This window comes from Thermotoga maritima MSB8, assembly GCF_000008545.1.
GTDB classification, from domain to species: Bacteria; Thermotogota; Thermotogae; order Thermotogales; family Thermotogaceae; genus Thermotoga; species Thermotoga maritima.
On sequence record NC_000853.1, the window covers coordinates 1,761,531 to 1,773,925 of the forward strand.

The window sequence follows — 12,395 nt, forward strand, 5'->3', positions numbered from 1 at the left end:
AGATGTATCTGATGAACACTTACAGCAGGTTTCCAGCAACGTTTGTCTACGGTAAAGGCTCCTGGATCTACGACGAAAAAGGAAACGCGTATCTCGATTTCACTTCAGGAATAGCGGTGAACGTCCTCGGACACTCTCATCCTCGACTGGTGGAGGCCATAAAGGATCAGGCAGAGAAGCTCATTCACTGTTCAAATCTTTTCTGGAACCGACCGCAGATGGAACTGGCAGAGCTTCTGTCGAAGAACACGTTCGGTGGCAAGGTTTTCTTCGCGAACACGGGAACCGAAGCGAACGAAGCCGCCATAAAGATAGCGAGAAAATACGGAAAGAAAAAGAGCGAAAAAAAATACAGAATCCTCTCCGCCCACAATTCTTTCCACGGAAGAACTCTGGGCTCCCTCACAGCGACGGGACAGCCGAAATATCAGAAACCTTTCGAACCACTCGTTCCCGGTTTTGAATACTTCGAGTTCAACAACGTAGAAGATCTGAGAAGAAAGATGTCAGAAGACGTGTGTGCTGTGTTCCTCGAACCGATTCAGGGAGAAAGCGGAATAGTACCAGCCACCAAAGAATTCCTTGAAGAGGCTAGAAAACTATGCGACGAGTACGATGCACTTCTTGTGTTCGATGAGGTTCAGTGTGGAATGGGAAGGACAGGAAAACTCTTCGCGTATCAAAAGTACGGAGTCGTTCCGGACGTTCTCACAACCGCCAAGGGACTCGGTGGGGGAGTCCCCATTGGAGCTGTCATCGTGAACGAAAGAGCAAATGTTCTGGAGCCGGGAGATCACGGCACCACGTTCGGAGGAAACCCGCTCGCCTGCAGGGCCGGGGTGACCGTGATCAAAGAGTTGACGAAGGAAGGCTTCCTCGAAGAAGTGGAAGAGAAGGGAAACTACCTCATGAAAAAGCTCCAGGAAATGAAAGAAGAATACGACGTGGTAGCCGACGTGAGGGGAATGGGACTCATGATAGGGATTCAGTTTAGAGAGGAAGTGAGCAACAGAGAGGTCGCCACGAAATGCTTTGAAAATAAACTGCTCGTCGTTCCAGCAGGTAACAACACAATCAGATTCTTACCACCGCTCACGGTAGAGTACGGAGAGATCGATCTGGCAGTTGAAACGCTCAAAAAAGTCCTGCAAGGAATTTAAAAGGGAGGCTTTGCCTCCCTTATTCTTTCTTCTTTTTCTCGCTTTTTTTCTCCTCTTCTTTTTCCATCACTTCTCCTTCTTCACCCAGCTGTTCGAGCTCCCCGCCGCATTTTTCGCAGTACTTGTTCAGCTGATATTCGATAGACGTTGCGGAGTAGTAGATTGCTCCACATTTTTTGCATCTGTATATGTAAGGCATGAAAACACCCCCTTGTGAGTATTACCGCGTCTTATGAGCCTTCGCTTCGCTCCTGTGATATATTCTAATACTTTATTTGGTCAGTTTCAAGTTTTTAGAATGAATAATACGAGTCCTATCATTGCAACTATAAAACCGATGATTTCAAAAAATGTTACAGTTTCACCCAAAAGAAGAAAAGACCACAGAATAGAAAGAACCGGCTCTCCAACCAGAACAACACCCACTACACTTGAAGGTAAATATTTGAGCGAGAGATTGATGAGGAGATACCCCAGAAACGAACATCCCACCCCCAGACCGATGAGAATGAACCACTCCCTCGCTTCAACGACCCTGAACGATGGCACGAGGAAAGCCAGAACAGTCGAAGCTAAGGCGTGTGTTTTCAGGCTGAAGTTCATACTTCCCATGGCCCTGTTCAGGTATCTTCCAAGAACAAGGTATCCACAAAAGAACACCACACCGATAACTGCGAGCAAATCACCCCTCGAAATACCTGAAAAACCCTCTTTTCCAGCAAGAGCCAGTACCACCCCCGCAACGACCATGCTTCCCGTGACGATTCTGAAAGGACTGAGCCTCTCACCGTAGACCAGCCACGAGAGCAATCCCGTTAAAACAGGCTGAAGCGTCAAAGGTATAACGGCTCCGGCAACGGTGGTGTGGTTGAAGGCAGAAACCCAGAAGAAAAAGTGCATCGCAAGGAAAAATCCAGTAGCCAAAGAGAGAACTTCCTTCTTCAAAGAAAAAAGCTCAACTCTTCTCTTTACCAGAAAGAAAAACAGTGAAGCGATGAAAACCCTGTAGAAAGCGATGGTCGCAGGTGGAAGAGAAGAAAGTTTTATGAGTATCCCCGAAAAGGACGCCACTAAAACACTGAGTAAAGGATAGAAAACGGGTTTCAAGTGCTTCACATCCCCTGGAAGCGTTTTGAATGAACACCAGAAGTTATTAAATCGTACTGGTAAACCGGTTGCTATACTGAACAAATGAACTACGAGTGTGATTCTGGGATCAAAAAGATAGAAGACAGTAATTCACATGAAGCATTATCCCGTAACGATTTATTTACATCCTCGACCACTTGAACAATTCCGTATTTTATAGTATATTTCTTTCTGGTGCACGCTTCATGCCCCCATCGTCTAGCGGCCTAGGACACTGGCCTTTCAAGCCAGAGGCAGGGGTTCGAATCCCCTTGGGGGCGCCAGATATTAAAGGGATGTCGAAAAGACATCCCTTTTGTTTTTCAAAAGCGCTTTTTCGCATCTCTGCAATCACTATAAGTAAGTCCAAGCAAAAGGTTCACGAGATATTTTGAAGTACCAGATTATGAGAGACTGAAATAAGGCACTTTCATTTCCTTTGCTTTGTACATCCTCATATCCGCTACTTTCAGAAGTTCTTCAAGATTTTCCCCATCTTCAGGGAATCTGGCAACTCCTATGTTCGGTGTGACAGATAAGTGTTTATTTTCCACTCTGACGGGTTCTCTGAAGGTGGAAAGAATCCTTTCCAGGAGGGATTTCAGATACTCTTCTTTCATATCGTAGAGGAGAATGGTAAACTCATCACCGCCGTATCGAGCCACCACATCGCTTCTTCTAACCCTGTCCAGAATCCTTTTTGAAACTGTCTTCAATACCTCATCACCTGACAGATGGCCGTATGTGTCATTTATCGCCTTAAACCCAGCAAGATCTACGAAAAGAACGAATACCTTTTTTCCCTCGCGCTTTGCTAAGTCCAGATATCTGTTTCCCAGTTCAAAGAAATAACGCCTGTTTGGAAGCCCTGTCAGTGGATCGTGATAGGCCATGTATTCCAGTTCTTTTACACCAAACGAAAGATCTTCCCTTTCAAGGGTAGTTAGCAGAGTCTGAATCAAAAGAAGAGCATCTTTGCTCAAAGGCCTTTTTAGATATAAGACCAAAGACCTTCTATACTTACTGTCTTTCAATACTGAGATAATTGCAGATGTGCTACTACATACATTGATAAGATGAGTCAGTTCCTCTGAAGTAAAGAAAAACCCCTCCTTGAAAAAGGGAGGAACTTCCCCCCCGGAAACTTTCACAAATAGTTTCTCATTTTCACTGTCGCTTTCCAGGAGAACAAAACCAATTACAGGTCGTAAAGAATAAAGCACTTTTTTCAATAATTCAGAATGACCGTTATTCACGGCTATCACCCTTTGAGATTCAACTTTTTATTGTCTGAATTTTATCACAGTATTCTTTCAAAAATGACCAAATAATTTTCGATGGTGTGATATCAGAGGGAAAATCACCTTTACTGAGATGTAGAAGGTTCAGATCTTTTAATAGGTTTCTTTTCTGCTTCGATGTGAAAAACGAGCCATTTGTTATCTATCAAAATCCAGAGATCAGATGGTGTTTTGAGTTCTGTCTTGACCCTTTTTGCCGCGGGTACTGCCAAACCTGCTATAGTCGCTGGTACCTCGTACAGGTACCACCATCTTAGCTTCTGAAGACGTTGCAATCCCTCGTTCTTGGTCAGGACATCTTTGAGCTTAATTTCTCCTGCATGGTCACGCCTGCACATATCCAGCGTGCTGACATCTCCCACAAAAATCATCGTACCAAACACCTCCTTAAAGAACTCTCAAAAACGCATCTCGAAGGGTCATAGAAGGTTCAGCTGTTCTTTTTATGATTTTGAAACTTTTCGGATTTTCAACGCCGTAGTTGTAGCGCGGGTGAAGGATGTCGTCTTTCGTTTTGAAGTCGGGAAGTAGTTTGTATTTAACTACATCAGCTTCGAAAGATACAACGTCTCCTACAGCAATATCCATATTTTCAGGGATCCTTTTGATCGCAACCCACAGATGATCCACCTTGACCTTCTTATCCAAATACCTCACAGTAACGTTTGTTATGAGAATTGTTGGCTTTTTCGAGAAAGGACTTCTTGTGGTACCAAACGCTTTGATTTTCCCCCTGACAGAAACTCTCTTTCCAACAAAAGGCAAAAGTTCGTTTCTAATTCTTCTCCTTGTCTTGTTTGATATCACATCCATCCCCCCTTGAATACAAATTTCATAAAATGTATAAGAAAAAGCCCCGCTTGATGCGGGGCTCACTGATATCTTTTGAATTTCAAGACTCTACAGCTCAGCTGGGCTCTTCGAAACGACCGTAACCATAACTTGTTTTTGCGCCTAAGCCATAAGCTTTTAGCATCTCCACGAATCTCTGTTTTATTAGTTCCTTTTCCGAATTTCCAATAACTCCGGAACGACTCTCAAGAACGGTAAACCAGAACACACCACTGCTCACCACCAAGTATTTTATTGGAACAGGGTCGTACCAATCATTCGGAGGAAGTTTTTCTTTCATATAATACGGCTGGAAGTGTGGATTGACGATATCCAGCGAAAATTTCAAATCCGAAACAGGTATTGCATCAAGAAAAATGAGGTCACCCTCTCTTTCGGTGTCTCCAAAAATATGAGCGAGTGATTCGTATTTATCCCTTTCGAATTCGAATAAAAAACTGGCAAACGCCCCCTTGACAGCGGTGCCAGGAATTATGGGAAGTCCGTAATTTCTGGAAAGAGTTATGCCCACCTCGATAGAAGAAGGATTCCCAGCCCCAAGCAAGAGTTTTCCTTTCACTCTCATCTTCAAGTTGATAAACGGTTTTCTTTTCTTGATCAGCTGTTCCCTTCTTTCTTTGAGAATACTGCTGATCTTTCCAAAATCGGATTGCAATTTCTCAACGGTCTGGAAGATTTTGCTTACTATCTCTTTATCTTTTGAGTTTGAACCCTCAAGCAAAAGAAAGCTGTACTTTTCCCAGTAAAGACTGAGATTTTTGCTTTCAGGTAGTTTCATTCTCTTCACCACCCAGGAGAACCTCTCCGCATCTTTTGAGCCATTTTGCACACTCAAGAGCAGCGATCTGTGCTTTCAAGTATGTCCTGGCATCCAAAAACTCGTTTTCCATCAGTCTTTCGACGATACCATCTTCCAGTGTCAGGTGTTCGATCATCTTTCCAAGGTGATCCACCACCTTGTTTTTTCCTTTCTTTTTCAGAAAGAGAATTGTTCCCATCAAACCGTTTTGAACGATCATACTTCCAAGACCCTTCACATCCCTGAGGTAATCATCTCTTTTGTCTTTCTCAACTTCCTCAACCAAATTCATCGCCAGTTTTGCCAGTTCAAGGCTGAGCGTCTTCATCTTCATCACCTCCAGGCATGTACCCACATCATGCCTTTTCCAACAGTTTCTTTTCCTCCGATGTTGATCAATTCTCCATTTACTTCGTTTTCGAAAACTTCCATCAAAGAATCTTTCCCGGAATCTTCTTTGTTACCGTAGTACGTCTTCCTCACCACAAAGTACATCACCGTATCCTGAGGCAGATATTCCTCGTACCACAAACCACCTTCTTCAACGGTTTTCTTCTCTCTGTTTATTCTCACTCTCGGTACAACTTCTGTCATAGCCTGAACGATTTCTGAGAAGAGAACATCATTCACAACAACCACATCGCTTTCCATTTTCTTTTTCAGGTAGTCAACTGGAGCACAATTGGAAATCTTCGATATCAATTCCCTTGTCCTTGGAAGTTCACCAACAAATGGTTCTAATTTTACTTCCTCAAGGAACACCTCACCAGATCCATAGAAGGAGACTGCCTTTCCATAATCAATATTCGCCTCTTCTAGTTCTTTAACAACATCGTTATCCCCTACAGATTTCGCAAATTTTATCAGTACAAGAGGACACGTAACCCACACAAAAAGCCTATCCGGGTTTCTCACAGGGAAAAGGAGAATTCTCGCTTCAGAAAAGCTCAAACTACCAGGAACCGTTCCTTTGTCGCTTTTCGGTTCACTTCCAAATATCTCTTCTATCTTTTTTTCATCTATCTTGTCCTCTTTGATGAGAGACCTGAAGTAGGCCCTCAAAGCACCTTTTATACCATGTATAATGGGAAATTTTGTGGTTCTCTCCCTCTGAATAGGCAGGTCAACAACTCCTATTTCGAAACCAGTTCCAGCATGAACCTGAGTTTCCGCGTAAAGAAGGAAGACTCTTCCTTCCATCTTCCTATCCCTCCTCAAAGTTTTTCGTACTTCATGAAGATACATCTTCCAAAACCAAAATCCGTGAATTTACTTTCATTCAGCACATGTCCATTGACCTTACCTTCCAGATAGTAAACAGCTCCCGGAGAGACAGCATGATAGATCTTCTTTGGTTTATTTTCGCGTAGGTCCCATCCGGAAACAACCTGCTTTCTAATCCCTGCGGTTGTGAGAACTCTCTTTCCAAGAATAGTTTTATCCTTCGGCATCCCTCCTCCATCGAAAACAGCCGGTGTTATGAGAGCAACCGCTACATTCTTATAGTCTGGAGGATCAAAAGCGGTGGTGTTCAGTTCTTCAACCTCGACCGCCGACCATTTGCTCTTCATTCCGAGAAACACACCGTCGAGTTTTGAAACAAGCTCGACCGTTCTTTCATCGTCTGTGAACATGAAAAATCCTCCATCGTAAAATCTGTAGTAGGAGATCGAATATATCATTCTTTCTTTCACTTTTTTTCTGTTTTCTTCAAAAGCTACTCCTATGTGGGTTTCCTTCTTAAAGATTTTTTCCGCGGAAACAAGATCGAATTTACACACACCCTGAGTGTTACTCCTGAGAAGTTCGAGATCACTCAGTTCTATGAGCCCTCCAGACGTAGATTCTTTACTATCCATCTTGTACTCAGGTTTCCAGGGAAGGTAAACTCCATCAATCTCGACAATGGGGGTGACTCTGTAGCCAGAATCCGTTTTATATATGTTTCTTGGAAGTGGAAAGTAGTGCTTCCTTCCTTCAGGGGTATTTTCAAAAACAAAAGGGCCGAACATCCTTACGTCTCCTGCTCTTTCAACATCTCCGGGATCGAATTTCTGATTTTTCATCAAAAGAGCCGTTCTCACAGCACCGTAAAAAGGAAAAGAAGATGGAAAAACACTCTCCACCCTATCAGAAAAAGAAAATCTTCTAGTCTCTCTGAAACCAACCCAGTCTTCAGGCTCAAAGTATATCGCCCACAGCTTCATTGAGACTCACCTCTCTTCATCGAGTACACCATTATGAGAAGTTCCAGTGCTTCTCTCATTGCTTCATCGAAGGAGGACTTCTTCGTGTTTTTGTAGTAAGCTAACAGTCGACTAAGAAAATTCTTGAAATTTCCAATAAACTCATTCTTCGATTTCTCTGAATGGATCGATCTTCTCAAAGTGAACTCTACAAACTTTTCCATTTTGTCCTCGTAGAGCGAGAAGTCCGGAGAGAGAAGTTTGTAAAGACTGCGGTGTGAAACATTGTAATTTTTCATCTCCTCAAGGATTTTCAACGATCTCTTGACAACGTCTTCTTCTTCAATTTCCCATGTTGATCCAGCAAAAATCATTTGCCCTGATCTCTTCACCTGCGTCACACAGAACGCGTTTCTTCCGTAAACGTTCTTTGCTCTCTTCTCTGCTTCCCTTGCTATCTTCAGAGCTACCTGAAGAGGAAACTTGTGATGGACAATAGCGATTCCAGCGCTCATAGTAGCGGCTCTTCCCATCAGAGGAGCGAAAGGCTTGTCGTTGTGGTACAGAACACCGTTTTCTGATCTGAATCTTTCCACATCAGAGCCGCTTTCAATCTCTATTTCGTACTCCAAGTGCCCCGAAAAGAATTTTCTGATGTCGTTTGCACATTCCAGTACGCTGTCTGCTGGAAGAAGTGCCAGAACATCGTCTCCACCGCTGTAAACGAGCATCCCGTTGTGTCTATCAACAATTTTCCCGACAAGTTGAGAGAAGATACCGAGTGTCCTCGAAACACCCCTGTGATAGGCTGGCTGAATGGTTTTGAATTCCTTCAGTTTTTCCCATGCATATTTGAGATCATCTGTTTCTTGAAACATCTCAATCACTTTCGGATTTATTACTTTTTCCAGGAAAGGTGCGTTCTCTCCAAGCATCCAATCACCCATTCGATCTCCATCCATGAGGAGAACAGCTATGTATCCATTCTTGAATTTTTCGGGATCCTCGATTTCCTTATTTGCCTGATTGTTTCTTGCAACATCCGTTGTTGAGTCGAATTTTATCCTGATATTGAGGATTTCCGGAAGAAATCTCTTCACAGTGTTCAGAGTTCCGAGCCTGTCCTCTTTTTCTATGTCTTTTTCTATATCTTTATCTTTGAACACAGCACAGGCTCTGACTCCAGCCCCAAAATCGTCCGCGTCAGTGAAGTGGTCGGGATAAACATCCTCTTCGTATCCCGGAAAGAGTCTGGCCATCTTTCTCGCAGCGAGTTTTGAGGTCAGAAGACGATGGAGGTACCTGTAAAACGTCCCAGGATTCTCTTTGTAACCAGCGTGTTCCGATACTTTCTTCAGAACTTCCTTGAAATCTTCAATTCCCGATCCCGTGAACAAGTTTCTCACCGTTTCAACTATCCTTTCAGGTTCATCGAAAGACACCTTTGATGTCTGAATGTCCGGAAAGAGAGACGATTGGTAATCGAACGAATGCTCGTTGAAAAGAAATTCGCTTTTACTGAGCTTTTCTTTTGTTTCATCAACTATTGTTTTCCATCTGTTTCTTATCGCTTCCTCACATTCTTTGAGTATTTCTTCGTCCGAGGATGGAACTATCGCAACAAAGAGATTTGGAAGAGAAGCGACTTCCCTCCGAGGAGGAACAGGACAGAGGTCTTCAAGATCTACGCCCATTGATTCGAGTGTTTCCTTGACGAAATAGTTTCCTCTCAAATACGGTGAGATGATGGAATCGAAGCCGTACTTTTTGCCAACAACTTCTATGGCACCGTAGATGAGATAAGAAAGAAGATAACTTCCAGCCCAAAGGTCTTTCACTTTTCTTGCCTGGGCTATCACTTCTTGAACAGGACCTATCGCTACCGCTACTAGAGATGCCTTCACCTGTTTCCCCTCTACACATCCCTTGAGAGCCGATGTTACGTCGAGATGGTCTATGATCGAGTGATTGGCTATTCTGGTATCAGCAGGAAGAAACTGACTTCCTTCCAGAATGTAAGGCAGATTCCACCAGATGGAATGAAAGAGCTTTTCATACGTGTCGTTTTTCTCTTTCAGCTTTGTCAATGCGTTTATCAGACGGCTCTTCATTTCTTCAACTTTTTGATTTTGAAAGAAACTCTTCACTTCCGGTAACCCTTCACCAGAAAATGGATGAACAAAGAGAGTCTCATCGAACGAAACATGAATTTGTTTTTTTGCATCCTTTTCGTAGGGGATTGGAAACCTGTCCATTGCGCTTGCAAGACGGTCTTCTTCACCTCTTGTTTTTTTGATGCCAAGGGTCTTTAGAATCTCGCCAGCTATGTTTTCATGATTTTTCACATCGAATGCCTTCACCAGCGGATCATGAAGAAGAGCGGTTATCTTAGATTTCCAGAATTCTTCTCTTTTGCTCACGATTATCCCCCCTGGATTTCTTTTCCGCCGAGTTTTTTGATCCATTCGAGGAGATTCTTGTAGTCTTTTTCTTCTTTCACTATCGTTTTGATGCCACTGGAAGGTGTTTTTCCACCTTTGACTTCTGTTATCAACTCACCATCATTAGTTACCCTGCTTCTCATCAGCAAAACAACTAATTTCCATTTTCCTCTCTCACCTTCGTGAACTGAAAGGAAAAGCGGAGAAGCTTTTCTCCCATCGATATCATCAATGCCCAATCCTCTCAGAGAAGAAGAGACAATGACTTTCAGTCTTCTTATCTCTCCTCTTCCTAAGTTCTGATATTGAATGGGAAGGCCGACGACAGCAGTTGGAATCTCGATCTTTTTCTCTGTTTTTCTACCTTTCAACAATCCTTCTAAAGCCTCAACCAAATCTTTAACACAATCGCCCTCAGAAAATCTCATTTTTTGTTTTAAAGATGGATACCACCCCTTGAAATTTCTCCCTACTTTGAAAACCTCTCTTAGGACTTCTAAAGGAGAATTCCCGCTAAATTTTGTTATTTCAAAAATTTTGTAATCGCAAAAACAGGGAAAATCCGGTATGCCGTTGAAATTGGTTCTTCCCAACTTGATTTTTACTTTTGATGACGAATTGTGATGATTCACAAATTCTCTGATGTGCTCTTGACACTCACTGATCACCAGATTGTAGTCATTTCTAGTAAGTTTTGGATCCACAATCTCGAATTCTCCAAAACCTTTCCTCGTCTTCGCTCCAAAACCGGAAAAAGTGGAAACGAGTTTGAGCAAACTCAGAATTATTCCTTTAATACTATCGTTTGCCGTCTGGAGAATTATGATAAAATTTTTTCCTTCTTGGAGATATTCATAAATTCCACTTTTGTCGTACAAACCGTACAAAGCATATTTTGTATCTTTTAAGCGGTCATCGGTAAAAGAAAACCTGTTATTCATGTATTTTCCCAAAGCTTGCGATTCTCCTTCCACCTTAACCTCCAAACTAAAAGAAGATTTTCTTTCCTGAGATCCGAAGATCAATCCCTCAAGATATTTCAAGCCCTTGTATTTCTCTTTTTCCCATCTCTCTTTCTCTTTCTTACTGAGATTTTCTAAACCTTCGAGTGAGTATATGTCTATCACCGTTGGAGCGATGGCACGAAACCAGAATCTGAGGACCCCTTTGATGCTTTGCGGCCTCAGCTCGAAGGGATATACTCTGTTTCCGTTCTCCCACTTCGGCTCAGCTGCGCCTCTTGAAAACATAGGAGTTACAACCTTACATTCGATCTCCAAAACACTCACCCCCTCAGAAGATGAAGCCATCTTCTCCTTTCTCCACTCCCAGAGTTTCCAGGTTGAACACCTTTTGAGAGTCCATAACGTAAAATCTAACTGAGTCTTCTTTCTCGTCTATCAGTCTTGAAACCTCCAATTTCAGCTTTTCATATTTTCCGGGGGAAAGTTCCCCCTCCAGAACGGAGTTTTGAACCCATTTGAGGTATTTTCTGGCTATTTTCAAAATTTTTGCTACTCTTTTTTCGTTCACGTCGTAAACCATTATGACGTACATTCCAATCATTCCTCGGATCCGAAAACCTGTTCACCTATGAGGTGCTTCTCCAGTTTATGAAGTTCCATCTTTATCAGAGATCTCATGGAAACGTACCGGTTCAACTTTTTGTGGAAAACTGTTTCCCTCAAAGCCTGTTCGTAATTTTTGACAAACAGACTTTTTCCCTCGTCGTTGAGCATTAGACCCTCTGAAATTTCATCGAAATGTTTTTCGTTTATCTGACGAGTGTTGACGAGATTCAAAAACAACCTGTCCACTACAGCTGGTTTGAATAGCTCTGCTATATCGAGATTGAGTGAGAACCTTCTGAAGTTCGTCTCATGGAGATAACCTATCCTCGGGTCCAGATGTGTCTGATAGATGAGGCTCAAAACAGTCGTATAAAGGAGCGAATTTCCGAAACTGATAAGCGTGTTGGCAAAATTCTTGGGAGGTCTTCGTGTTCTCTTCTCTATACGGAATCTTTCATCTGACACGAGACTGTCTATCATCGAGTAGTACTCTTCTCTCGCGTTTCCTTCTATTCCCATCAACTCTGATACATTGCTCGCCTCTTCTGCTTTCTTTTTATATCTCGTTAGTGAATCAGCCCGAACTTTTCGTTTTTTCAAAAAGTCGACCATGTTTTGAAACGATCTTGAAACTATTTCTCTTGCTATGAGCATTCTCTTTTCTTGGTTAATGTAGTGTTCAGCCTGTTTCAGTATCAGAAAACCGCTGTTTAAATACTCTCTGGGATAAAAAGTGCCTACATAATACCCCTCTCTGTTGAAAAAGTGAATAGGAATTCTTTTCTGAGAAAGAAACTCGAGGAATCTTTTGTTGAGATCTACCTCCCCAAAAACCTTTATATCCATCACGTTTTCAACGGGTATGTACTTTCGGCCCGATTCTGTTTCGAGGCAAATGGTATTCGCTTTTCTTTTCAACGTTCCGCTTGAAAAGAGATAGACGCTCTCCATCCTTCC

The 12,395-nt window shown here is 42.6% G+C and carries 14 protein-coding genes and 1 tRNA gene; 2 read left to right on the forward strand and 13 right to left on the reverse strand.

What is annotated here, in order from left to right; translation table 11 throughout:
- The first annotated feature begins 2 nt into the window (after nucleotides 1–2).
- A complete protein-coding gene (locus tag TM_RS09085; protein WP_004082331.1) occupies nucleotides 3–1,160 on the forward strand; it encodes an acetylornithine transaminase in 1,158 nt (385 codons plus the stop codon).
- 19 nt (nucleotides 1,161–1,179) lie between these two features.
- Here TM_RS09085 and TM_RS09090 read toward each other — a convergent pair whose 3' ends face one another.
- Nucleotides 1,180–1,359, reverse strand: a complete 180-nt coding sequence (locus TM_RS09090) for a hypothetical protein (protein WP_004082332.1) — start codon at nucleotides 1,357–1,359, stop codon at nucleotides 1,180–1,182.
- Nucleotides 1,360–1,445: 86 nt separating this feature from the next.
- Entirely contained in the window at nucleotides 1,446–2,276 is an 831-nt protein-coding gene (locus TM_RS09095; RefSeq protein ID WP_227738404.1) for a DMT family transporter, read from the reverse strand.
- Nucleotides 2,277–2,496: 220 nt separating this feature from the next.
- Between TM_RS09095 and TM_RS09100 the strand changes: the two genes are divergently transcribed.
- Nucleotides 2,497–2,572 (forward strand) — tRNA-Glu (locus TM_RS09100).
- Between the two features lie 120 nt (nucleotides 2,573–2,692).
- On the opposite strand, the gene TM_RS09105 is transcribed toward TM_RS09100, so the two are convergent.
- The 11 genes from TM_RS09105 to cas1b form a co-directional block, all read right to left on the reverse strand.
- Entirely contained in the window at nucleotides 2,693–3,295 is a 603-nt protein-coding gene (locus TM_RS09105; RefSeq protein WP_228378897.1) for a GGDEF domain-containing protein, read from the reverse strand.
- A gap of 359 nt (nucleotides 3,296–3,654) precedes the next feature.
- A complete protein-coding gene (locus TM_RS09110; RefSeq protein ID WP_004082335.1) occupies nucleotides 3,655–3,960 on the reverse strand; it encodes a hypothetical protein in 306 nt (101 codons plus the stop codon).
- Nucleotides 3,961–3,976: 16 nt separating this feature from the next.
- Nucleotides 3,977–4,402 (reverse strand): hypothetical protein, encoded by a 426-nt coding sequence (locus tag TM_RS09115; RefSeq protein ID WP_227738406.1) that lies wholly within the window; start codon nucleotides 4,400–4,402, stop codon nucleotides 3,977–3,979.
- Between the two features lie 94 nt (nucleotides 4,403–4,496).
- Complete coding sequence (gene cmr6 / locus TM_RS09120) at nucleotides 4,497–5,219, reverse strand: type III-B CRISPR module RAMP protein Cmr6 (RefSeq protein ID WP_004082337.1); 723 nt, start codon at nucleotides 5,217–5,219, stop codon at nucleotides 4,497–4,499.
- Nucleotides 5,206–5,568 carry a type III-B CRISPR module-associated protein Cmr5 gene (gene cmr5 / locus TM_RS09125; RefSeq protein ID WP_004082338.1) on the reverse strand — a complete coding sequence of 121 codons (363 nt, stop codon included), beginning with the start codon at nucleotides 5,566–5,568 and terminating at the stop codon, nucleotides 5,206–5,208. Before cmr5 ends, cmr6 begins: the two co-directional genes overlap by 14 nt.
- A gap of 5 nt (nucleotides 5,569–5,573) precedes the next feature.
- Nucleotides 5,574–6,440: a type III-B CRISPR module RAMP protein Cmr4 gene (gene cmr4 / locus TM_RS09130; protein ID WP_004082339.1), complete on the reverse strand. Its 867-nt coding sequence runs from the start codon at nucleotides 6,438–6,440 to the stop codon at nucleotides 5,574–5,576.
- 14 nt (nucleotides 6,441–6,454) lie between these two features.
- The gene (gene cmr3, locus TM_RS09135; protein ID WP_004082340.1) at nucleotides 6,455–7,447 is read right to left on the reverse strand and encodes a type III-B CRISPR module-associated protein Cmr3; all 993 of its coding nucleotides are present in this window, start codon (nucleotides 7,445–7,447) and stop codon (nucleotides 6,455–6,457) included.
- Nucleotides 7,444–9,846, reverse strand: coding sequence for a type III-B CRISPR-associated protein Cas10/Cmr2 (gene cas10 / locus TM_RS09140; protein ID WP_004082341.1), 2,403 nt, complete (start codon nucleotides 9,844–9,846; stop codon nucleotides 7,444–7,446). The genes cmr3 and cas10 overlap by 4 nt, the downstream gene beginning before the upstream one ends.
- A 2-nt stretch (nucleotides 9,847–9,848) precedes the next feature.
- A complete protein-coding gene (cmr1, locus tag TM_RS09145) occupies nucleotides 9,849–11,156 on the reverse strand; it encodes a type III-B CRISPR module RAMP protein Cmr1 (protein ID WP_227738453.1) in 1,308 nt (435 codons plus the stop codon).
- A 4-nt stretch (nucleotides 11,157–11,160) separates the two neighbouring features.
- Nucleotides 11,161–11,424 carry a CRISPR-associated endonuclease Cas2 gene (gene cas2, locus TM_RS09150; RefSeq protein WP_004082343.1) on the reverse strand — a complete coding sequence of 88 codons (264 nt, stop codon included), beginning with the start codon at nucleotides 11,422–11,424 and terminating at the stop codon, nucleotides 11,161–11,163.
- Between the two features lie 5 nt (nucleotides 11,425–11,429).
- A complete protein-coding gene (cas1b, locus tag TM_RS09155; protein WP_004082344.1) occupies nucleotides 11,430–12,389 on the reverse strand; it encodes a type I-B CRISPR-associated endonuclease Cas1b in 960 nt (319 codons plus the stop codon).
- Between the last annotated feature and the right edge of the window lie 6 nt (nucleotides 12,390–12,395).